General features: G+C 42.6%; 16 protein-coding genes. All 16 read left to right on the top strand.

The window, feature by feature from the left end:
• Nucleotides 1-302 precede the first annotated feature (302 nt).
• On the top strand, nt 303-1157 hold the full coding sequence (locus BUF11_RS19090; protein ID WP_242952419.1) for a type II secretion system F family protein: 855 nt from the start codon (nt 303-305) through the stop codon (nt 1155-1157).
• A 12-nt stretch (nt 1158-1169) separates the two neighbouring features.
• On the top strand, nt 1170-2042 hold the full coding sequence (locus BUF11_RS19085; protein ID WP_073590470.1) for a type II secretion system F family protein: 873 nt from the start codon (nt 1170-1172) through the stop codon (nt 2040-2042).
• Between the two features lie 39 nt (nt 2043-2081).
• On the top strand, nt 2082-2306 hold the full coding sequence (locus BUF11_RS19080; RefSeq protein WP_242952418.1) for a Flp1 family type IVb pilin: 225 nt from the start codon (nt 2082-2084) through the stop codon (nt 2304-2306).
• Between the two features lie 83 nt (nt 2307-2389).
• The gene (locus BUF11_RS19075) at nt 2390-3067 is read left to right on the top strand and encodes a TadE/TadG family type IV pilus assembly protein (RefSeq protein ID WP_073590469.1); all 678 of its coding nucleotides are present in this window, start codon (nt 2390-2392) and stop codon (nt 3065-3067) included.
• 44 nt (nt 3068-3111) lie between these two features.
• Nucleotides 3112-3792: a prepilin peptidase gene (locus BUF11_RS19070; RefSeq protein WP_073590468.1), complete on the top strand. Its 681-nt coding sequence runs from the start codon at nt 3112-3114 to the stop codon at nt 3790-3792.
• Nucleotides 3793-3810: 18 nt separating this feature from the next.
• A complete protein-coding gene (locus BUF11_RS19065) occupies nt 3811-5127 on the top strand; it encodes a WG repeat-containing protein (protein WP_073590467.1) in 1317 nt (438 codons plus the stop codon).
• Between the two features lie 44 nt (nt 5128-5171).
• The gene (locus BUF11_RS19060) at nt 5172-6239 is read left to right on the top strand and encodes a P-loop NTPase family protein (protein ID WP_073590466.1); all 1068 of its coding nucleotides are present in this window, start codon (nt 5172-5174) and stop codon (nt 6237-6239) included.
• 15 nt (nt 6240-6254) lie between these two features.
• The gene (locus BUF11_RS19055) at nt 6255-7484 is read left to right on the top strand and encodes a CpaF family protein (protein ID WP_073590465.1); all 1230 of its coding nucleotides are present in this window, start codon (nt 6255-6257) and stop codon (nt 7482-7484) included.
• A 19-nt stretch (nt 7485-7503) separates the two neighbouring features.
• Nucleotides 7504-8967, top strand: a complete 1464-nt coding sequence (locus tag BUF11_RS19050) for a DUF6382 domain-containing protein (protein ID WP_073590464.1) — start codon at nt 7504-7506, stop codon at nt 8965-8967.
• A 28-nt stretch (nt 8968-8995) separates the two neighbouring features.
• Nucleotides 8996-9778 carry a PP2C family protein-serine/threonine phosphatase gene (locus BUF11_RS19045; protein WP_242952417.1) on the top strand — a complete coding sequence of 261 codons (783 nt, stop codon included), beginning with the start codon at nt 8996-8998 and terminating at the stop codon, nt 9776-9778.
• Nucleotides 9779-9793: 15 nt separating this feature from the next.
• A complete protein-coding gene (locus tag BUF11_RS19040) occupies nt 9794-11497 on the top strand; it encodes a serine/threonine protein kinase (RefSeq protein WP_073590462.1) in 1704 nt (567 codons plus the stop codon).
• 14 nt (nt 11498-11511) lie between these two features.
• Nucleotides 11512-11919 carry a hypothetical protein gene (locus tag BUF11_RS19035; RefSeq protein WP_073590461.1) on the top strand — a complete coding sequence of 136 codons (408 nt, stop codon included), beginning with the start codon at nt 11512-11514 and terminating at the stop codon, nt 11917-11919.
• 41 nt (nt 11920-11960) lie between these two features.
• Complete coding sequence (locus tag BUF11_RS19030) at nt 11961-12404, top strand: hypothetical protein (protein WP_073590460.1); 444 nt, start codon at nt 11961-11963, stop codon at nt 12402-12404.
• A 3-nt stretch (nt 12405-12407) separates the two neighbouring features.
• A complete protein-coding gene (locus BUF11_RS19025) occupies nt 12408-19403 on the top strand; it encodes a carboxypeptidase-like regulatory domain-containing protein (RefSeq protein ID WP_073590459.1) in 6996 nt (2331 codons plus the stop codon).
• A gap of 100 nt (nt 19404-19503) precedes the next feature.
• On the top strand, nt 19504-23556 hold the full coding sequence (locus tag BUF11_RS19020; RefSeq protein WP_073590458.1) for a DUF5702 domain-containing protein: 4053 nt from the start codon (nt 19504-19506) through the stop codon (nt 23554-23556).
• A 20-nt stretch (nt 23557-23576) separates the two neighbouring features.
• Nucleotides 23577-24032, top strand: a 456-nt coding sequence (locus tag BUF11_RS19015; RefSeq protein WP_139243462.1) for a hypothetical protein, incomplete at its 3' end; no start/stop codon positions are given.

The following is a 24032-nucleotide window of genomic DNA, read 5'->3' as shown; positions in this document are numbered from 1 at the left end:
TCCTTAGCATATTTTTGCTGGAACGGATGAGAGTTAATTATTAATATTATTCCTTGTCCGCTCAAAGAAGTCTCCTACAGCTGATACCATAACAGAGAAACAAAAAATATGACAAAATAATAATTCCACATCAAGATTTAAGGGAAAAAACACCATTTAGTTGTCAGAAAACAGAAAATATTATTTAAAATTGACATGGAATAATTTATCAGATATAATAGGAAAAAATATCTATGGAAGAATGTAGAAAATAACGCTAAGTAGTGGAAGTTTAAATCAAATTATTACAGGAGTGGAAAATATTGTTTAAATCAAAAACAAAAGAAAAAGAGCCGGCTTATTACACAACTGATACGAATATGCCTGCTCTGAATTATAAGGTCTATTATTTTAATATGGTTGAGAGAGTGGGCTATTTTATACTGGCGTTTATCGTTGGTGCGGCAGTTGCATATTTGTTTTATGGAGGAATGGGGAAAAACCAGTTTGGTGAAGCTACCCGGCTTACCTATATGCTTAATGTTACAATTTGTACTGTTGTAGGATGTATAGCAGGGGTGATGTTTCTGCCGGTCAGGACTGCGCAGATTATAGATAAGCGGAGAAGAATACTGAAGATGCAATTCAGAGAGCTGTTAGATTCTCTTGAAACCTCTGTAGGAAGCGGTAAAACTGTTGTAGATGCGTTTCGTGAGGCTTATGAAGATCTGCAGGTGCTTTTCACAAAGGATTCTTATATAGTAAAAGAGCTGGAAATTATCAATGAAGGACTGGTTAATAATCTTAGAATTGAGGATATGCTGCAAGATTTTGGAATACGGAGTGGTGTAGAGGATATATCCAGCTTTTCCAATGTGTTTGATACGGTTTACCGGAAAGGCGGTAATATCAAAGACGTTATTAAAAGCACTCACCAAATTATTACGGAGAAGATGGAAGTGGAGCAGCAAATTGAAACTATTGTAACCAGCAGTAAGACGGAACAAAAGATTATGATGGCAATGCCGATTGCATTAATTGGAATTATAAAGATGATGAGTCCTGAGTTTTCGGCTAATTTTGCAACAGTAACGGGTATTCTTGCTACGACGGCAGCTGTTGTGATTTTTGTAATTGCATATTACATTGGTAAAATAATTTTAAATATTAAAATATAAGGGGGAGGAGATATGTTTTTATCTATAGGCAGCGTTGTACTGCTTTCTATTGGGAGTTTATTTGCTTTAATCTATATTATCCTTCTTGCAGGTTCCAGAAAATACAAGGATTTTATACTGGCACTGGATGAGAAAAATTATCCGCTGCATGATCTTTACGGTGTGGGATACCGGTTGCTGGATGTTATTCACTACCGGTATAATTCCAAACGGGAACTGGAACGGCACAAAGAGTTCGAACTGGTGTATGGAGAACGGTATGCGGATTTCTATTTATCAGCTAATGCGGCACAGAGAATAACCTTATCTTTTACTCTGTTTATTGCCGGATTTGCTTTTTTTGGCATTGTAAATGATATTACGGTATTGATGGTATTTTTTATGTTTTCAGGAGTGGCCTATTATTATTACGCTACCCTTGCATCGAAGGTTATTAAAAAAAAATCGGAAGAGCTTTTAAGCGAGTTTCCGGATGTGGTTGCCAAGCTGGCGCTTCTGATTAATGCCGGAATGATTATGAAAGAGGCCTGGAAGAAGATTGCATTTAACGGTACCGGATTAATTTATGAGGAAATGAAAAAAACGGTGGATGAAATGGAGAATGGAAAGGCTGAGCTGGATGCCTATTATGATTTCGGTGTTCGGTGTGTTATTCCGGAAATTAAGAAGTTTACTTCAACCATGATGCAGGGACTGGTTAAGGGAAATCAGGAATTTGCCATTATGATAAGGGAACAGAGTAAGGAAATGTGGGAAAAGAAGCAGCACCTGGTGAAGCAGCAGGGTGAGAAAGCGGCAAGTAAGCTGCTGCTGCCCATTTGTCTGATGTTTATTGGCATCCTGATTATGATAATTGTGCCTATTTTCACAAACCTTGGAGTTTGATGAACATAGAAAATAAAGAAAGAACCGGAGGGAGAAGAAATGATGGGAAGTTTAATTTACTTCAGGATTGTATTGAAAAACAAAATGAGCGATTTATTTATGGATGAAAGAGGTGAGGTAAATATTGTCGCAATTGTAGTACTGATTGGAATTGCTGTTATACTTGCTGCTTTTTTTAAGGATCAGATTAAGAAATTGCTGGACACACTATTTACAGCAATCAGCGGCAAGGCATCTGATGCAGTTACAAAGAATGTAAGTTAGCCTAAAAACAGGAAGGATATGGTTCGGTAAGTCATTTGACATTACCGGATCATATCTATGTAACGGTATGAATGGAGGCAAAGATGGAAAGAGAACAGAATAAAACAAAAAACAGAATTATGGCTGAAGATGCTTTTGCTATTGTTGAAGCCTCTATTGTTTTCCCGGTAATGTTTTTTGTATTATTTTTTATTATATTTATCGGAAATGCCTATTATCAGATTGCCCAGGTGGACTCCTGCGTGGCCCAGGCAGCAATCAGAGGAGCACAGTATGTGGCGGACCCCCAGCAGTATGATATGAAAAAGTACGGGACCTTTCCCGTAGCAATTAAAAATGTTGAGCCATACCGTTATATTCTGGGAGAAATCGGTGATGGCAGCATCAATAAGACGGAAAAGAAAGTCACGGAGGAAGTTCTAGATGAGGTCAGCCGTAGCGTGGGCTTTTTTTCTGAGATGAAGCCTCAAGTCACCTCCAATGAAAGCAGTATTGCGGAATTTCATAATTATATCATATACGCTACCTTTTCCGTCCAGCTGAATTATGAAATTAAGTTTCCCATTAAGTTTTTGGGAGATAAGGAGCCTTCCATATTGAAGCTGGCATCCTGTGCGGAGGTGGCAGTGGATGATACGACGGAATTTATCCGTAATGTAGATATGGCAATTGATTTGACAGCCGGAACCAAGGCCGGACAGAAAATATCCGAGCTTTTCTCCAAGGTAAATGGCTATATAAACAAGTTCAGCCAGAAGTAAAAATATTTTTGGTTTTTGTAAGTGAGGGTCGGAGGAGAAATGAAATGAGTTGGATACTTGACGGCATAGTAATATTTATACTTTTGATAGGAGTTATTGTATATTTATCTTGGGATAAAATGAAAGAGACAGCAGGATTTAAGCAGAAATGGGCGGTATTGTGCGGAGAAGAGGACAAAAAGAAACTCTATTGGCTGGTAATGCTATGTGCAGGTATTATTCTGATGGTATGGATGCAAATGCTGTATGGTGACCGTTCCAACTTAAGTATGGGGCAAATAAAGGTTCTGACACTGGTCATGATATTGTTTGCATGCGCGTGGACTGATATGGAAAAGTATATTATACCTAATTTTATTATCCTGATCGGAGCAGGTATTCGATTGCTCTACTATATACCGGAGCTGATTTTATACCAAGCCGGTTTTTTTTCGGTTCTGAAGGATGATTTAATTGGAATTCTGGTGGTAGCTGCTTTTTTACTAATTGGACTGCTGATTGTCAGAAGTGGCCTTGGTATGGGTGATGTTAAGCTGCTTCTGGTTATGGCATTCTATCAGGGACTTACAGGTATTATCAGTTCCTTATTTTTCTCATTGCTGATAGCATTTGTCGGTTCGGTATATCTATTAGTTACCAAAAAGAAAAAGAGGAAAGATACGATTCCCTTTGCTCCTTTTATATTGGCAGGCACCTATTTATCTATTATATTAACAGGCTTCTAGCAGAAGGAGGGTTTGACCATGAGAGGAACGAAAACAATAGTAGCGGCAGGAATTATAGTATTTTTTGCTTTTGCATGGTACACGCTGTTTTCCAACAGTACCAGGCTCCAAAAGGAATATGAAAGCTGCCTGGCAGATGCCAGACAGAAGATGGAAATGGGTATAACGAAGGATGCTACGGATCAATATATGAAAGCTTTATCTATGTACGAGAGCCTTGATTTAAGGCTTGAAATTGCAGAGTACTATTATAAAACCGGACAATATGACAATTATGACGAGTGGTGCCATACGCTAATGGCGAAATATCCCAGGAAAAAAGAAGGATATGAAAAAATGGCTTCTTATTATCAGGAAACAGAGGATTATTATGAGTGCTATGATATATTGAATGCTGCGGCACAGAGAAAATTAAAATCTGAACAGTTAAGTAAGATTCAACAGAATATATACTATAAATATGAGCTTAAAAAAGTATCCCTTGAGGCTTATAAAATATATTCATCAGGCTATTATGCAGTCAAAAAGGAAGAAAAAAATTGGGGGTACTGTGATGCGAGAGGGGATAACAAAATAGCATATAACTATGCCGAGGCCCAGTGCTTTACAAGCAGCGGACTTGCGCCGGTAAAAAGTATGGATGGTGAGTTTTACCTGATTGACAAGGACGGCAATAAAAAATATGTGGATATTGAAAAGAAGAAGATAGAAGAGTGCTCGCCCTTGTCTGAGGACAAGATGGCGGTTAAGATAGACGGACGTTATTGTTATGTGGATGTAAACTTTAAAAAACAATTTGGTGATTACGATTATGCTACTGCATTTAATAATGGGGTGGCAGCTGTGAAGGAAGGGCAGAATTGGTTTATTATAAATAAAAATGGAGAAAAGATACAGGAGCAGGCATATCAGAATGTCATAATTGATGAGAAGCAGGTGGCTTTCCGCAATAGCTGTGCTTTTGTACAAATAAATGATACCTATCGGATGATTAATACAAAGGGAGAGCAGGTAGGGGACCAGGCATGGGAGGATGCGAAGCTGTTTCTTTCAGATCTGCCGGCCTGTGTGAAATCCCAGGGCAGATGGGGGTTTGTTGATGCAAATGGACAATGGGTGATAAAACCCTCTTATCTGGATGCAAAGCCATTTACAAATGGCCTGGCACCGGTGCGGACAGACAGCGGTTGGGGGTATATCGATTTGGAGCAGAAAGAACAGGTAATCCCATGTGAGTTTGATGACGCCGGAAATTTCAATGATGGAGGCTGTGCTTGGGTTATGAAAGAGGGACGCTGGAATATGTTATTCCTATACCGGTTGAATAAACGTTAGAAAGATTAATTTTACGTGGATTCTTCCACAGAGAAGGAGCAGGTATGAAGATTAAGTTAGCTATACTGGAAAAAGACCCTAATTATCTCAATAGAATAGTTACGGTGTTTAATAACAAATATGCGGATAAGCTTGAAATTTATTCCTTTACGGACCAGGATATTGCAATGAAGCAGCTGGAGGCGGCAAATATCGATGTTCTCGCGGCCAGTGAAAATTTCAGAATCGATACGGAAAAACTTCCTAAGAGATGTGGATTTGCCTATCTGGTAGAATCGAGTAGTATTGAAACTTTATATGATTCAGGTACAATATGCAAATTTCAGAAAGCCGATCTGATTTATAAAGAGATACTTGGAATCTATTCGGAAGCAGCCGCCGGTATTACCGGTATACGGCTGGATGGTAATGACGAACTTAAAATTATCACTTTTCTGTCTGCCGGCGGCGGTACGGGAAGTTCCCTGACGGCGGCTGCATGCGCACTGTTTGCGGCAAGAAGGGGGAAAAGGGTTCTTTATTTGAATCTCGAACAGTTTGGCGATACGAAGCTTTACTTTCATGCAGAGGGACAGATGGATATGAATGATGTGATTTATGCTATAAAAAGCAAACGGTCCAATCTGGCGTTAAAGCTTGAAAGTGCTGTAAAACGTGATCTGTCCGGTGTTTATTTTTATGAATCAAGCAATATGGCTCTGGATATTGTCGGACTGAAAAAAGAGGATATTGAAAGATTAATTCAGGAGCTGAAAGTAACAACATTATATGACTATATTATTATGGACACGGATTTTAATATGGATGAAAAATGCTTTTGCATATTAAAGTATTCCAGCGATATAGTCTGCGTATCAGATGGTTCAGTGACCTCCAATCTAAAGTTCCAGCGGGCGGCTGCATCTCTGGCAGAGCTTGATCACAGCCAGAATCAACAGATTTCCCATCATATCAGCATCTTGTATAATAAATTCAGTAATAAGGCAAGCAGCACAATAGAAGGAAACGATTATAAGACCATAGGAGGAATACCCAAATTTGAAGGAGCTTCCTTGCAGCAGATAATGGAACAGATGGCATCTATGGGCGTATTTAATGAGCTGATATCGTAACAGGAGGAATGTGGCATGGATGATGAAAAATTAATCGCTTCGGTTAAAAAATATATATACGATAATCTTCCTCTTAGCAGCCTGAGCGATGAGGAATTACAGGGACAGATAGAAGATATCGTACGCAGCAGGTTAAAGGACTGCTATATACCGATTGACCGTCAGGTTTCAATTGTGCAGCAGGTATTCAGTTCAATCCGAGGTCTTGGCCTGCTGGACAGTATTATTAGTGACGATACGATAACAGAGGTAATGATTAATGGGCCGGAAAATATCTTTATAGAGCAAAACGGGCATTTATTTAAGCTGGATCGGACCTTTGAAAGCCAGAGACAGTTGGAAGATATCATACAGCGTATAGTAAGTCTGGCAGGAAGAGAAGTTAATCAGGCCAATCCCATCGTAGATACGAGACTGCCGGACGGCTCCCGTGTAAATGTCGTATTGCCGCCCATTGCATTATGCGGACCCACCATAACAATCCGTAAGTTTTCCAAGACACCAATGACGGTGGAAAAGCTGATTGAATATGGCTCTATTACAAGGGAAATTGCAGAAAAGCTCAAACTCCTTGTTAAGGCTAAATATAACATCTTCATCAGCGGAGGTACCGGGTCAGGTAAGACGACCTTTTTAAATGCATTATCTAACTTTATACCGAAGGAAGAGCGTGTTATTACGATAGAAGATTCGGCGGAGCTTCAGATTAAAGGAGTGGATAACCTTGTAAGTATGGAAACCAGAAATGCAAATGCATCCGGAACCGGAGAGATTACGATAAGACAGCTTATCAAATCCTCACTGCGTATGCGTCCTGAACGTATTGTAGTAGGAGAGGTGCGTGGAGGGGAAGCTCTTGACATGCTTCAGGCCATGAATACCGGTCATGACGGTTCTCTTTCCACCGGCCATGCCAATTCGACAAAAGATATGCTAAGCCGCCTGGAAACCATGGTATTAACCGGTGCACAAGGGCTGCCATTGGAAGCAATCCGCCAGCAGATTGCTTCTGCAGTGGATATTGTCATCCATTTGTCAAGATTAAGGGACCATTCCAGAAAGACAATGGAGATTACTGAGATTGTCGGATATGAGAACGGACAGATTATTTTAAACCCGCTTTATGTATTTGAAGAGGATGAGAACAGTACACTTGAGAAAGTTTCAGGAAGCCTTAAGAGAACCGGTAATCCGATGAAAAATGATTTTAAGTTGAAGCTTGCCGGAGTAAGGCAGGAAATATAGACAGGGGGTAGGGAATAGTATGAATGAGTTTAAGTATGAGAATCAGGGTATTTATACTTATCTGGTATATGAAATGAAAAAAGAAGAATTGATTGATACATTAAGCCTTGGCATGATTACAAATAATAAGATAAAGGGTGTACTTCCCGTAATATTTACACAAATGGACGATACGAGATATCTTAAATATAATGTTTCATCCCAGGTGAGTCTTAGGCAGTTTTTTGAAGGAACGGCCACAAAGAAACGACTGCTGGGGGTATTTTTAAGTATAGCTTCCGGCATCCTGGAGGCAGAAGAATACATGATAGATGCGGGAAGCTTTATGTTAGATCTGGATTATATATTTGTAGATGTGACTGCCAGTGAGGCATCACTTATCTGTCTGCCGGTTGTCCGGCAAGAGTCTGCCAATTATGAAATCAGCCGGTTCTTTAAAGAAATTGTATTCAGCACACAATTTGATCAAAGTGAAAACTGTGATTATGTAGCAAAACTGATAAGTTTCTTAAACTGCACCGGTACATTTTCTCTTGATAACTTTAAGCGTGTAGTAGAGAGTCTGCTATATGGTCAGAATAATCCCAATAGAGCAAAGGCAAAGCCGGAAGATTCTGCCCAAAGACCAATACAGCCTGCAAGGCCGGTTCCGCCGATTCCACAGAGCCAGCCTGTAATGGCCAGCCAGCCCCAGCCTGTATCACAGGAAGCCAGAGCAATACCGCCTTCCCGTCCTGCGGCGGAGATACCAAAGGCAATGGTACCCCAGAACAATAACGATAGTAAGAATATAAAAAAGAAGGAACCTCAGATAGTTACAAATTCGGTAGGCCGGCAGATTGCCGTACCGGGTATGAAACCGGAAGAAACCAGTCAGCCCAAGGAAGAAGGAAAGAAGAAAGGTTTATGGTCACTGGGAAGAAAAAAGGAAGATAAGAAAAGTAAGATACAGTTATCTGTACCTGTACCTCCTATGCCGGATACCAGTTATGCCAATGCAAACAAACCGGTGCCGATGCCGACGGCCGGACAGGCGGTATATCAAAACGTGGGAATGCCCCTGTCACAGGAGGTTCCTCCCATAGCTGCTACCTGTGAGAGGAAGGGGGACTTTGGCGAAACAACGGTATTATCCAATGCTATGGACGGCGGAACGGTTGTACTTGGACCAAGCGCACAGAACACTTTCCGCCCTTATCTGGTAAGATTAAAAAGCCGTGAAATAGTCTATCTGGATAAACCGGTATTCCGTATAGGCAAAGAGAAGAACTTTGTTGATTATTTTATAGGAGATAATGCGGCAGTAAGCCGGAGCCACGCGAGTATACTCACCAAGGGTAATAATGTATATATCATTGACACGAATTCTAAAAATCACACTTACATAAACGGGCAGCAGATTTCAAGCAACGTAGAGATACCTTTAAAGCATGGGATGAAGATACTGCTGGCAAATGAAGAATTTGAATATATGCAGTATTAAAGCAATTAGTATTTTCAGGGGGAATAGATTGAAAGGAGTTAGTATGAACTATCTGGTATCGGCCAGTACGGATGTGGGAATTAAAAAGACTACGAACCAGGACAGCCTGACGGTAAAAACAATTGAGACAGACAACGGGTATTTTGCTTTTGCCGTAATGTGTGATGGAATGGGCGGACTGCAGAAGGGAGAGCTGGCCAGTGCAACGGTGGTAAAAGCGTTTACTGACTGGCTGTATATGAACAGGAACAGGATATTCCGGGAGAATATGGAAGACTCCATTATCAGGAATGAATGGGAACAGCTGGTGAAGGAACAGAATCGAAAAATTATGGATTATGGGCGGAGAAACGGAGTATCTTTGGGGACTACCGCCACTGTCATGCTGCTGACCGAGTACAGATATTACATATTAAATGTAGGTGACTCCAGAGCTTATGAGATTACCGAAGAGATAAGGCAGCTTACGGAGGACCAGACTGTGGTAGCCAGAGAGGTGCGGTTTGGGAGAATGACCGAGGAGGAAGCCAGGCAGGACCTCAGGCGAAATGTGCTGCTGCAGTGTATTGGGGCATCCGGTGATGTATACCCTGATATGTTCTTTGGAGAGACGAAAAAAGATGCGGTCTATATGCTGTGTTCGGATGGCTTCCGGCATCAGATTACCGCGGAGGAGATACGTTCTATGTTAAATCCTTCAGTGCTTCTGGATACCGGAAGCATGAAAAGAAGCGAGGAATATTTGATAGATTTGAATAAGCGCAGAATGGAAACCGATAATATTTCGATTGTCACCATTCGGACGTTTTAGGGGGATAGGACTGTTATGCTTGAGATAGGAATGCTTGTTGACGGTAAATATAAAGTACTCAATAAGATAGGCCAGGGTGGTATGAGCGTGGTTTATCTGGCGATGAATGAGAAGGCTAATAAGCAGTGGGCTATTAAGGAAGTGCGAAAAGACGGAATCAAGGACTTTGAGGTAGTAAAGCAGGGGCTGATTGTCGAGACAGACTTGTTAAAGAAACTTGACCATCCTAATCTGCCCAGTATTATTGATGTAATCGAGGAGAAAGATACCCTTTTAATTGTTATGGATTATATACAGGGCAATCCTCTTAGCAAGTATCTGGAGGAATACGGTGCCCAGCCCCAGAAAGATGTAATAGAATGGGCTAAGCAGCTCTGTGATGTGCTTGCCTATCTGCATTCCAGAAAGCCTCCGATTATTTACCGGGATATGAAGCCTGCCAATGTAATGCTGAAACCGGATGGAAGTGTGACGCTGATTGATTTTGGAACGGCAAGAGAATTTAAGGAGAGGAATCTTGCCGATACTACATGCCTGGGAACGATAGGCTATGCGGCACCGGAGCAGTTCGGAGGTCAGGGACAGACGGATGTAAGAACGGATATTTACTGCCTTGGAGCAACTCTGTATCACCTGGTAACAGGGCACAATCCCTGTGAGCCGCCTTATGAAATACTTCCGATACGGGAGATTAACCCTGGTTTATCGAACGGTCTTGAAAAAATCATTTTAAAATGTACCCAAAAAAATCCGGACGACAGATACCAATCCTGTGAAGAGCTTATGTATGCCCTGGAACATTATGATGAAATGGATGACCTATACAAAAGGAAACAGAAAAAAAGACTGGGTACCTTTATCGGTGTTGCAATGTTAAGCCTTATATGTATATTTGTGTCGGCCTTTGGTTATGTATCGGCGGAGAGTAAACAGGGAGAGAACTATGACATCATGCTGGCAAAGGCCAAGGATACGGATAACAGTGAAGAGCAGCGTCTTCTGCTATATACCGATGCAATCGGTATTGATCCTGCCAACACGAAGGCCTACATGGAGATTATTGATTTGTTTCTGAATGGTGACAGTCAGGAAGGAAGTTTTTCGAAAGAAGAAGCCAATTATGTTACCAGACTGAAAGCCGGAGTTGATGTGAAGGAAGCCGGAGGGTATTTAAAGACAATTTATCCGTTAGATGAGTTAAAGAAAGCAGATCTGAAGGGATATCAGGAAGTCTGCTTTGAGATAGCAATGCTGTACTGGTATGATTATGAGGTGACTTCCGACCGGTATACCCTGGCAGTAGAATGGTTCCGGGAGGCAGGGGATGTGAATGCAATGGCAGCTTTGTACTGTGATATCGGAGAATGCCAGCAGCAGATTAAGAAATACGCCGGACAAAACCGTACGGAGAAGATGTATGAGACTTACAAAGAACTATGGGAAAAGCTGACGCAGTTAAAACGGGAAGTTCAGGATATGGAAGACAGCGATATAAAGCTGCTTGTCTGGAAAGAGCTGATTACTGTGGCATCTGATAAAGCAGCTTATTTTGCCTATAATATCGGAGCAGATGAAATTATCGGTGTAATTGAGGATATTAAGGATAATGCGGTAAAGCTTAAGAAAGAAACGAAATATGATGATCTTAAGAATGCCATAGACAATGTGGTGCAGCTTACGGGGGAGGCGGAGGAAAGAATCCGGTCCGCGTATAAATAAAGGGGAGGGGCATTATGACGTATGAAATTTATAGAAATATATATATCATAGGGGAAATACTGGCCGGTATATTTCTTGCCGGGACGGTAGTACTGTTCTTTGTATTTCGTATTCCTAAGATCATCGGTGACCTGACCGGCAGGAATGCAAAGAAGGCCATATACGGTATTAGGATGAAGAACCGTACGACATCCCTGAAAAAGCACGAAATTACAATGGAAATAAAAAGAAAGAATCAGAATGTAATTACAGAAACTCTGAAGATGGATAATGGTGCAGGAGAGGAAACGGCAGTACTTCTCCCATCAGGAGAGGAAACAATGGTACTGTCCCCGGCGGAGGATACGGTTCTGCTTCAAAATGTATCACTTACACCGGATACGGATATCACATTTGTCCATACGGATGAAGTAATTGATTAGGAAGTCTCGCAAGTAAACGTACGAAGTGCAGGGGGATTAAGATGGAAGACAAATCGGGACGGATATTGATGGGGTGTATAACTGGAATGCTGGCTCTTGTGGCAGTATCCATACTGTTTATGCCTTATTCGGGAAGCAGGGTATTGGATGGAGATGTTCGTTTTATGTATTATACGGGAATCCTTTTCTGGGCCTCCTTAAGCACGGCGTATATTCTGATTGTGATTCTATACGTAAGGAATCGAGGGAAGGGAAAAAAGAAGGACAGAAGGCTGCCGGCAGTGTTCTGCTTTTTTAAAAGTACGAAAGCAAAGCTGTATGACTGGATGTTTCTGATTAGTGCGGCTGGTTTTGCACTCTGTGCGGTTACGGACAGGTTAAGTCAATATGTCAGTTGTATTATGCTGGCAGCACTTGTTTTTGCATTCCATATGCATATTTTATATAACTGTAATTTGGCGGATAACACGGGGAAGGAGAAATAACAAATGAGAAGGCTGAAATCTGAATTAATAAGGAGAATAGGAGCATTATTCGTAGCCTTTATTCTGGCAGTCAGTACACCGGTATCCAGTTATGGCTATATCTATGCGGCGGAGACAGAAATGACAGGCTATACAATCTGTGTACAGGATAAGGATAATAATAATGTTCTGGAAGGAGCACAGATATATATCACATACAAGGTTCTTGATGCGGAGGCTGCAACCGGTTCGGCAATTACAGTCGGAACTGGTTCGGCAATTACGGAAGCTTCGTCTGGCACGGATGAGCCGGAAGAGATTTCCTTGACTTACTCAACAGATGAGAATGGAAAGGCAGTAATCGGCGAATTTGCTGATCTGGATTTTACGGATGGAAAGCAATATGAGGTGAATTGCACCATAAGCCTGGAGGATTACCAGACGGTAACAGAGAATTATACATTTACGGACGAAAGCCAGGTAAATGACATACGAATTGTTCAATTGGAGAAATTACCGGCGGTAACGGTAAGCGGGGTAATTAAGTGTGAGGAGAAGGGCGTAGATAATGCCCGGATAATATTAACCGGAAGTAAAGGGCAGGCAGAAACCACTACTGATGCGGATGGAAGCTTTGAGATTGATAATGTAGTCCAAAATGGGAATTATCAATTAAAAGTTACCCATGAGAAATATCAGACCTATTATATGATAATAAGTCCGGAGAATCTTGAAGTTTATCAGAAGATAGAACTAACGGAAAAGCTTAGACAAGAAGATTTTGAATTTTTGGAAAATATGGTAAGCGGTGTTACTGTGGAGAATTATAATAGTTATCCTGTTAACGTGGTTACCGGTGGAGCAATTGGCGGAATTGTTACATATGAGATTGTACCTGGAGGACCGGGAAACGGCCAGATCGAGCTTGATCATACGACAGGAAAGATCACCGGGATTTTGAAGGCAGGAGATGTGGAAATAAAGGCAGCAAACAGCGGTGATGATACCTATGCCCCTGCCGAAGCTGTTTATATGCTAAAGATTGAAAAGGCGGAGAATGATACCCTGGACTTCACCAGCGCTTCAAAAGCTCAGACAGAGATTCTGGCTACGGGCAGGCCTTCTTATACGGCAGAGAGCAGGAAAGGAACAGGAAGTATTACCTATAAAGTTATAAGCGACGAGGGGGAGAATACCGGGAGAGCCGGCTTTGAATCCGGTAATATTTTGGTACCCCAAAAAGCGGGGAAAGTTAAAGTACAGGCGGTTCAGGCAGAAGATGATTTATATAAAGAGGCTGTAAGCGATGAACTTACCATCAACATAAGCAAGGCACCGCAGACAGGATTTGGATTTGAAAAAACCAATCCGGCGGATATTGATATTGATGAGTTTTTTACGAATCCTGCATCGGGAAGTATTGGGACAAACTCAGAGATTACCTATCATTCATCTGATTCCAGTGTGGCTGAGGTTGATAATAACGGAAAACTGCACCTGCAGAAAGCCGGTAAGGTAGATGTAACGGCCTTCAGAGCGGGGAACGATATATACGCAAATGCAGTTGCAGAATATGGAATAACAATATTAAGAGGAGAGGACAAGGAGTTTTCTTTTGTAAATGGAGGAGAAATAGAAATTGTATATGGTGAGTCTCTCTCCAATCCGGCAAGAGCATCGGCTTCTTATCATGGTGAAATTGAATACCATGTGGAATCCGGCAGTGAATGTGCGGCAGTGGACCAGGATGGGAATATTACAACGACGGGAGTTGGAACTGCTGTTATTGCAGCCATCAGAGATATGGATGACAGGTATCAGCAGAAAAAAATAACCTATAAGCTTATTATTATAAAAGCAGAACAAAAAGATTTCGAATTTGATTCGGCAATGAAAACCAATATGGTATATGGAGAGGAACAGACCCTGTCCACAGCAGGAGGAATTGCCGAAGGAACAGTTAAATATTATGTCATAGCGGGAAGTGATACAGCAAAAGTAGATGAAGATACCGGAGAACTGACAACGCTAAAAGCGGGAAGTGTTACTGTTAAGGCAGTTAAGACGGGAAATAACCTGTATAACGAGGGCAGCTGTGAGATTGTAATTCATATTGAAAAAGCGGAACAGGCACCTCTTCTTTTCCAGAAGGAAGGAGTACAGACCATTAAGTACCTTGATGCATTCGTGAATGCGGTTCAGGAAGAAAGCGGAAGTGGAGCCGGTGCGGTTGCCTACACAGCGGAAAGCGGGGATACCGGTGCGGTAACTGTGGACGGGCAGACCGGTGAGATTACTACCTTAAAGAGCGGCACTGTTGTAATTAAGGCTGTGAAGTCAGCGGATGATTGCTATAAGGAGGCATTTACAGAATACACACTGACAGTGGAAAAGATTGATCAGGCTCCTTTGGTTTTTGAAAATCCGGAGGTTACGGAGATTATTTATGGATCCATCTTTAAAAATGCTTTAACACCGGACAGCGGAAGCGGCCATGGTGATATCAGTTATGTTATTCAGGAAGGATCAGGTAATGAATTAGCTGATGTAACCGCGGACGGAACAATTCTGTATTCCAAAAGAGGTCTGGGGACCATTACGGTAACGGCAATCAAGGCTGCGGATGACTGCTATCTCGAGGCCCGTGTATCCTATGCGGCGGAACTTAAATATGCCCAGGTACCGGATGAAGCATATACACTCGATGGAGAGAAGGCTAAGACCGGCAAATGGTATATCAGCGATGTAAAGATAAAGGCAAAAGAGGGATACTGGATATCAGAAGGAAATGATGTGGATTCCCTGTGGGAGGACGACATTACAGTCAGCCGGGAGGGAAGAAATGATAAAACAGTGTATTTCAGAAGTAAGGCGGATAACGGTATAACAGCCGGATGTACAATTTCGGAACTTCTGATTGATAAAACCGCACCGGATGAAAAATCCCTGAAAATTTCATACAGCCAGCCGGTGACGGATATAATGCTGAATATGATTACTTTTGGTTTTTATAAAATACCGGTTAAGGTAACTATTGAGGGAGAGGACTTTGAATCAGGCATTGACCGTTTTATATACTCCTGCTTTGTTACCAATGAAGATGGAATTAATGCAGGTGTCCAGGATGTTGTTATTCCAAAAGAAAATATCAGCTATACCAATGATGGAAGCAAGGCCAGTGCATCCTTTGAGATACCGTCACAGTTCTACGGATATGTTTCCTTTACTGCAGTTGATGGTGCGGAGCATACAAGTATGAAGAGGGATGAAAAGACTCTTGTAGTGGATTCCATAGCACCTAAACTAAAGATAACTTATAATGCGCCAAGGAATGCAGTGGATAAGACCTCTTTTGCTAAGGTATCTGCAATAAATGAGAATACGCTGTTATTTTACAATGGAACGGTCACCGCGACTCTGAATGTGGAAGAGAATAATTTTTATCCTGAAGATATTAAAATCAACTTACAGCGTTTAAAGGATGGAAATGTGATATCGTCCCAATACTATACGGCTGCCCCTGCAAATTCGGCTGAAGGAGAGATAGTTTGGAATAAGACCCAGAGCGGATATACGGCTGGCATACAATTAACGGAAGAAGGAGAGTACAAATTTTTAATCGAATATCAGGATAAATCCGGAAATATAATGGAATATAGTGCGTCGCAGGAGTCAAAGGGAGCCACCGGTGCCTATACCTCCAATGTGATCATTATTGATAAAACCAGTCCGGTAGTTGGTATTGATGGCTCCGGTACGTCAAGCAGTTCTTATTATAAAGAAAACAAAGATATTCATTTTTCAGTACGGGAATATTACTTTAATCCGGAATATCTGACTATTAATATTACTGCTAAGGATATACGGGGGAATTCAGCCGTCGGCTATGAAACAGGAACCACAATATCCTATCTTAAAAACAGACAGAACTGGACCCGGTCTTCGGACGGATTATGGACCAGTAAGGTAACCTTTGATGCGGATGCGAATTACAGCATCGATATGTCCTATCAGGATTTTGCAGATAATCAGGATTCCGGCAAAGCGAGTATATCCTTTACTGTGGATAAGAAGGCACCGGAAAAAGATAAAATGCAGATTCAATACGGTACTCCGGTCATAGAGAAAATTGTAGAGAACATTACCTTTGGATATTATAAGGCACCGGTTACCGTAACTTTGAATGCAGAAGATGTAACATCAGGTGTAAGCAGTATGACATACCGCTATTCTGTTGACAAGAATACGAGCAGTGTGAATAAGGGAATGGAGACGGAGGCGGTTGTCAATGAAGATAAGCTTAAGTTTACTGATGATAAAATGAGAGCCAGTTATTCTTTTGATATACCGGCGCAATTTTACGGGAAAGTGGAATTCAGTGCGTCAGATAAAGCAGGAAATGTAAGTGAGAAGCTGACGGGGGACCGGACAGTTGTAGTGGATAATATTGCACCCACCTGTAAGCTTAGTTATCAGCCGATTCAGGTAGTGAACGGATCGGATCTTAAAACTGTGGAAGCTTACCAGAATGGGGATAATTCCATTTTATATTTTAATACTATGATATCTGCCGGCATAGAAGTAACCGAATCGAATTTCTATCAGGATGACATCAGGATAACAATATCGAAAGACGGCGTTGTCCAAAAGGCATATGCCCCTGATAAATGGACAAAGAACGGGGACGTATGGAAAAATAATATCAGAATTGCCGGTGATGGAGATTATATTATTAAGGTAGAATACACGGACCGGTCCGGTAATGCCATGACCTCCTATACCTCCAATAAGCTTGTTATTGATACAACAAAACCGGTTATAACGGTAACCTACCCTGAAAAGGATATCATACAAAAGAACGGAGACCGCAGCTATTACGACAGAACAAAGAAGGTATCGGTTCAGATAAAAGACCGGAATTTTAGAGCGGAGGATGTAGAAGCAGTTGTTACGGCAGAGAATGTCCAGGGAAATGAAGTCGCTGTTGAAAATTATAACAGGTATTTAAAGAATCAGAATAACTGGACACAAAGTGGTGATGTATACGAAGCCGTTTTGGATTATACAACGGATGCAAATTATACATTTACCATGAGCTGTAAAGATCTTGCCTGCAATGAGGCACCACCTTACAGTATGGACCAGTTTACCGTTGACACAAAAGCTCCCGGCGGGCTGACTATTCATTACAGTGAAAGTGTTCTTGATAATATAGTCCAGGCTGTTACCATGGGATATTATAATGCACCGGTTACGGTGACAATTACAGCAGAGGATGAAACTTCCGGAATCGAGCACTTTACATATGACTATATAAAAGAAGAAGGCTTGAATGCTGCCAGCGCCCAACTGCTGGATGCACTGTTAAAAGAAGCAGATATTTCCTATTCCGATGACCATAAGACGGCAACTGCCAGATTCACAGTACCGAAGAAAGACTTTAACCAGCTGGAACAATTCAGAGGAACGGTTGCTTTTACAGCGGTTGATTATGCCGGTATAGAATCCGAGGTGAAAGACAAAAAGGAACTTGTTGTAGATAACATCTCGCCGGTTATGAACGTAACCTATAATGAACCAAAAAAACAAGAAAATGGAACGAACTATTATGATGGGGAAGTCAATGCGGTCTTCCGTATAACCGAAGCTAATTTCTATCAGGAGGATGTTGCTCTGACGCTGGAAAGAGATGGAGGAAGTCCCCAGAATATTCAGGTATCCTGGCTGCAGAACCAAAGTGACTGGACCGCAAATATTACGCTGCCGGCTCCGAAAGACCACAGCGGAGATGGAATCTATCAATTTAGATCGGAATATAAGGACCGTTCCGGTAACGGTATGAGTGACTATGTCTCAGACAAGATTGTAATAGATACCACGGCCCCGGCGGTGGAAGTTACCGGCATTGCAGACCGCTCTGCCAATAAAGAGGATAAAGTCGGCTTTACCATCCGGGCAAAAGATATTAATCTCAATGTCTTTCAGCCGGAACTTACCTCTATTGTGCAGGATGAAGAAGGAAAGTTTCAGGAGGTAAATATACCTTTGGGTAATCCGAAGGTTATCAAGCAGGGGGAAGAATATACCTATACTGTTGCCAATCTTGAAGCAGATGGGGTCTATAGCCTGTTCTGCAAGGCAGCTGACAAGGCGGGTAATGTAAGCACTGCCGTATCACTGGGAGATAAGGATCAAAATAAATATGAAAAAGAGTATGGAAACAGCCGGGAGATTTTAAAATTCTCAGTAAACCGAAATGGCTCCACTTTTAATTTTAATAAGAGTGCTCTGAATCTGATGAAGGATTATTATGTTCAGAAGGTAGAAGGAAGCATTATCCTGGAAGAGATTAACGTGGATCCGCTGCAGGAATATGATATAACCCTTAATAAAAAGCTGCTGGAAAAAGGGCGTGATTATACGGTGGAAGAGAGCAGCAAAGAGGGAGGCTGGTGCCGCTATACGTACATTCTAAAGCCGGAACTGTTTGAGGCAGAAGGAGAGTATTCAGTGGTTGCAGCTTCAAAAGATAAGACAGGAACCATGGCTTACAGTGATATTAAAAAGGCTGAAATGGCGTTTGTAGTGGATAGGACTAAGCCGGAGATTGTAGTTGCCGGACTGGAAAGTGAAGGAAGATACCGTACCGATATCAAGGATGTAACCGTCATACCAAGAGATCCGGGCGGCAAGGTTCAGGAGATTAAGGTTATAAAGAACAATACGGATGATCTTCTGTATCTGTCGGAAAATAAACTGGACGAACAGCTGGTCAGCCAGAATGAAAAACTTAAGTTTAATGTAACAGGAGGAATGAACCAGAAGGTAGCCATCTATTGCAAGGACAAGGCAGGAAATGAAACTGTCCAGAAGTATGATAAGATTACTGTATCTACAGAATGGTATGTACTGTTCTATTCCAATAAACCTCTCTTTTGGGGAACTGTAGCCGGAGGAGGTGCCGTATCGGCAGGTGGTATTACAGCAACGGCGTTCTTCCGGAGAAGAAGGTTATTTTAAGCTTTGAAAACAGCTGATTGAGAAAGGAGTTAGGTTAAAATGAAAGAACAGAAGGTAACGGTGAAACAGAACCGGTTTCCGGAATAGGGAGGATGTCTGGATGCAGAAATTTATACAGAAGCAAAAGGGAGCCATATCTATCTTCCTTGTCATCATCCTGCTTCCGATGCTGACTATAGGCTGTACCATGGTAGATATGTCCCGGATCAGCCTGGCCCGGGCCACGGCGGAATCGGCAGGGGATCTGGCTTTGAATACAGGGCTGACCTGTTATGACAATGTACTGAAGGATATGTATGGACTGTTTGCCGTGTCACAGGACTACGATTCGCTAATGTCCAATCTGTCGGATTATTACCGGAACAGCTTGCAGGCTACGGGCTTAAGTGAACGGGAAACGGATGATTACTTGGGACAGATCATGGATTACCTGGAAGGGGTCAGCCGGAGCGGAGATTTTACAGATTTGCTGCAGATACATCCGGCAGAGGAGGATTCGATTACGGTAAGCCATCCACAGGGGGCAACACTCATTAACCCGGCCCTGTTAAAGAGCCAGATTGTGCAGTTTATGAAATACCGGGGACCCATTAACATGGGTTTGGGCTTTCTGGATTCCCTAAAAAGTTTTACGACTTTAGGGGATCAGATGGATGTGGTGGATAAAAGGAATGAGTATTATGACGAGCAGAAGACCGTAATCGAGAGCTGTGAGACGGCCTGGAAGGCAATGTATGCCTATCAGAATCTGGGATTGAAGGAAGAAAAATTTAAAACAGAGAAGAAATCCTTTGACGGATACCTTAGAAAGTATATCTTTATCAGTGATAATCTGATAAAGGATTATTATGAGGGGAATAAGTATTTTATCAAGCAGGCTCCCACCTATGCAACGGGAGGAGGCATGGATTATACCTTTTATTATAAGAGTACAAGGCCGGTACAGATTGGGAGTGCTTCCGTAGGCAGCTGGAGTGCACTGGAAGGATATGCGAATAAAATGCAGACAGCCATGGCAGCTTACGAGCAGGGAATTAAAACGGATGCGGTTAAACGCCTGCATATTGATCTGAAAGAAGGCGTCTATGAGATTCAGAGGGTTATCCAATACAACAAAACCATTGGAGCGGGAGGGAACTACGGAGACTTGATGCATGATGTCTATGTGGCATATGAAACTTACAGGGCCGCATTAAGGGATATTGACGATACCATAGATGACCTTGAGGAAGCCATATCGGACCGGAATGAGCGAATCAGCGATCTGGAGGACTCCCTGTCAGAAGAGGCACCGGAAGGGGAGGAAACGAGTCCGGAACAATCGGCCTCCCGGAAAGAGGGTATACGGGCTTCCATTGACAGCCTGGAAGATGCCAATGAACGGGACCGGGAAAAAATTACGGAAAGAGAAAAGTGGAAGGCAGACGCAGCAGGCTGGACCGGCAGTTTTGACACATTTTATAAAAGAAGTGATGTAATGCCTCGCTTTGCCGACATCAGTCAAAAGATGAAAGCGACGGTAAACGGAACATCCAAGCTCTCCTATGACGGAAGTATGGATACCTTTTCCAATGCAGACCTGGCAGAGGGAGTGTTCTCAAATGCAAAACTGGGGGAAATCAGCGGGGAGGCTCAGGCCTTTTATGATCTGCTGGAGGATGGCAAGAAGCAGCTTGGGATAGCCGAGACGGAACTGTCCAGTGTACTGGAAAAGGTAAAAACCGGAGGTGCCTTAGAAAGTGCGGAAGGTGCCTGGAAAGAATCAGCCGGAAAGGACAGCATCCAGGGAATGGCCGTGTCAGAGCAGAATCTGGCGGAGGTAGATTCGGTACATGAGTTCATCAATGAAAATGATGTAAGTGATCTGCTAAAGCACATCTTCTGCGCAAAAGCGACGCTGAAAGCAGCCCAGGAACAGATGGATAAGTATAAATATGGAAAAGAACCCATCCGGGAGGTTACAGACTTTAAGGCAGCCATAGAGTCACTAAAGACCGCACAAAAGGATTTTACAGCAGGCTGGGAGAATCAGTCCATCCTAAGCAAAGATTTAACAGAAGCCGCAGACACACTTTTTGAAGAGGCCTACCAGAAACCAGAGAATGGAATCACCGCGGAATGGGCGGATCCCATAGATAACCCGGACCTGGAAAAAATAGATCACCGGTTTTATGCCTTTTTAAAAAATACATTCCATGCGGTAACGGATGATAATGACAGCTACGAAACAAATAAAAAAGCAAAAAACAAGGAACTGAAAGACAAAGAAAAGAAACTGGACGATTTTGCAAAAACAGGTGAGGATGAGGTTCAGGGCGATTCGGGAAGCACAAGCTACCAGATTACCGGAGATACCCGCCCTTCGGTGCAGTGGCCGGGAATCAAAGCAGAGGTAATCAAGGAGAACCAGACGGCCATGTCGGAGTATCAGGCAGAAACGGAAACCGGGAGCGATCCGAAGCTGGACCTGACGGTGGACTCTAAAGGGAAGGGGCTTGGGCAGTCGCTGATTACTATGTTTTCCGGGCTTGGCAGTGCCATTGCCGACCTGGGAGTGGGACTTCGGGATAATCTGTTCCTGTGTGACTATATTATGAACATGTTCAGCTACGATACCATAGAAAAGGAAGCCCTATGGGAGGCCAACGGTTCGGAGCCAAGCCTGTCCGTAGTAAAGAGCAGCCTGCACAGCAGTTCCTTCACTCTTGAGGGCCGCAGCGTATCAACCGTTGCATATGGCAGTGACGGAAAATCCTTAAAGGAAGGTCTGGAGCATTCCCAGGATGTTCAGAAGGCACTGTTGACCCTGACCAATGTACCGGTCTGCCCGGAGCATAATGCGGCCTATCTGTCCGAGGTGGAATACATGGTATATGGGAAGAACAGCAGCAGTACTGCCTATGGAACCATCTATGGAATCCGCTTTGCTTTTAATACGGTCTATGCTTTTTCCGATTCCAGCATAAGAGACGGAGCCAGGGGTATCGCCATGGCCATCTTCGGTACACCGCCCCTGACCTTCCTGGTCCCCATTGCACAGGCAGCAATCATCATCGGGGTGGCCTTAGCAGAATCGGCCCTGGACTTGCAGTGCTTAAAGGCAGGAATGGCAGTGCCGTTGTATAAGAATAAGAATACCTGGATGTTAAGCTTTCAGAACCTGTTTGAAAATGCAAAGGATCTGCTGTTGGATACAGCAGCGGAAAAAGCGAAGAGCTGGACGGACCGGACCGTGGATACCGCGGCATCGGAACTGGATAAATGGCTGAGTATGACGGGGGAGGAGTTGAAGAATAAGTCCGGAGCTGAAATAAAAAAATTGAGCGATGCGGTGCAGGATTCGTTAACAACCTCGGTAAACCAGTATGCCGGTACGGCAATTGACCAGTTAAATACCATATGCCAAAAAGCCCGGATGTTAAAGAATGCCGGACAGCTGGAGGATAAGAATGGGAATCCCATATCCGAAGAGGCTTATGTAGAGCAGGCATTGACCGATTGGCTGGAAGGGGGAGGCGATATAAAGGAAAGTGTCGTGTATCTTGCCAAAAAAGAAGCTATCAATGTAATCGTGACAGAAGGGTTTATTGCCCAAGCGCTGGATTGGGTAGAAAATATGAGTGAAGGGACTATTTCAGCATATAATGATTTTATATCTGATATGAGTGAAGAAATAGAAAGTAAATTTACAGAAAGTGAAAATGCAGTAAATAAATATATTGATAAGGCAGTCAATTCGGTCAGTACAGCAGTATCACAGGGAGCTGATGAATTAAAGGATACTATCAATACTTCCATTGACGGTATGGTTTCAAAATACGGCAGCGGGACTAAAGTAGATGCAAATGTCAATGTAGTAGCGTCGCTGTATTCCTATCAGTACAGTGACTATCTCCGCCTGTTCCTGATGATTAGCCTGATGGCGAATCAGGAGAAAACATTGCTGCGGATGGGTGACGTGATCCAGAGCAACATGAATTTAAAGCGAGAGGGTTTCCTGCTTAAGAACAGCGGGACCTACCTGCAGCTGGATGCGGTATTGGAGGTGAAACCACTCTTTATGAAGCTGCCATTTATGCCGGAGGATACCGAGGAGCTTTTAGAAGACACCAGGTGGTATACGATCCGATATCATGGAATACAAGGATATTAATAAAAGAAGAGGAGAAAAATATGAAACAAAATAAAGTAGTAAAAAAAGGAATATACGTCCTGTTGTTGGGACTGGTGCTGTGTGTAGGAGCATGCAGTAAAAAAGAAACAAAAGAAAATATCAAGGCACCAGCTGATACGACTGCCACTCCGGAGGTTAGTGAGGAAACAGGAACACCGGAACCGGATGATGGGGAGAAGCCAACCCAGGAGCCGGAAAAAGAGTTAGAGGATAGTAAGGAAACCACAGAAGAGCCACAGTTTTTATATGATGGAGAACCGATAGATGCGGTTGAGTTCAGAGCTTCTTCTCAAAATTTAGCCTTTGACCGTCCCATGTATCAGTTTGTGAGGGAAGGACGAACCCAAGTATTTAACCGAGCTGGATCGCTATTTATAGCATATTCCGTATTGAAAGAGGAGCATCCGGAATTGACTGCGAAAGATGTAATGGCATCAAAGTTAAATGAAGATTTT

Origin of the sequence: Anaerocolumna xylanovorans DSM 12503, from assembly GCF_900143645.1 — a bacterium.
GTDB lineage: Bacteria > Bacillota > Clostridia > Lachnospirales > Lachnospiraceae > Anaerocolumna > Anaerocolumna xylanovorans.
This window is presented reverse-complemented; position numbering and strand designations above follow the sequence as displayed.

What these genes read in the sequence shown, in the direction of transcription:
- BUF11_RS19085 (WP_073590470.1), top strand. Translation starts at nt 1,170, where the DNA reads ATGTTTTTATCTATAGGCAGCGTTGTACTGCTTTCTATTGGGAGTTTA.
- BUF11_RS19080 (WP_242952418.1), top strand. Translation starts at nt 2,082, where the DNA reads ATGATGGGAAGTTTAATTTACTTCAGGATTGTATTGAAAAACAAAATG.
- BUF11_RS19075 (WP_073590469.1), top strand. Translation starts at nt 2,390, where the DNA reads ATGGAAAGAGAACAGAATAAAACAAAAAACAGAATTATGGCTGAAGAT.
- BUF11_RS19070 (WP_073590468.1), top strand. Translation starts at nt 3,112, where the DNA reads ATGAGTTGGATACTTGACGGCATAGTAATATTTATACTTTTGATAGGA.
- BUF11_RS19065 (WP_073590467.1), top strand. Translation starts at nt 3,811, where the DNA reads ATGAGAGGAACGAAAACAATAGTAGCGGCAGGAATTATAGTATTTTTT.
- BUF11_RS19060 (WP_073590466.1), top strand. Translation starts at nt 5,172, where the DNA reads ATGAAGATTAAGTTAGCTATACTGGAAAAAGACCCTAATTATCTCAAT.
- BUF11_RS19055 (WP_073590465.1), top strand. Translation starts at nt 6,255, where the DNA reads ATGGATGATGAAAAATTAATCGCTTCGGTTAAAAAATATATATACGAT.
- BUF11_RS19050 (WP_073590464.1), top strand. Translation starts at nt 7,504, where the DNA reads ATGAATGAGTTTAAGTATGAGAATCAGGGTATTTATACTTATCTGGTA.
- BUF11_RS19040 (WP_073590462.1), top strand. Translation starts at nt 9,794, where the DNA reads ATGCTTGAGATAGGAATGCTTGTTGACGGTAAATATAAAGTACTCAAT.
- BUF11_RS19035 (WP_073590461.1), top strand. Translation starts at nt 11,512, where the DNA reads ATGACGTATGAAATTTATAGAAATATATATATCATAGGGGAAATACTG.
- BUF11_RS19030 (WP_073590460.1), top strand. Translation starts at nt 11,961, where the DNA reads ATGGAAGACAAATCGGGACGGATATTGATGGGGTGTATAACTGGAATG.
- BUF11_RS19025 (WP_073590459.1), top strand. Translation starts at nt 12,408, where the DNA reads ATGAGAAGGCTGAAATCTGAATTAATAAGGAGAATAGGAGCATTATTC.
- BUF11_RS19020 (WP_073590458.1), top strand. Translation starts at nt 19,504, where the DNA reads ATGCAGAAATTTATACAGAAGCAAAAGGGAGCCATATCTATCTTCCTT.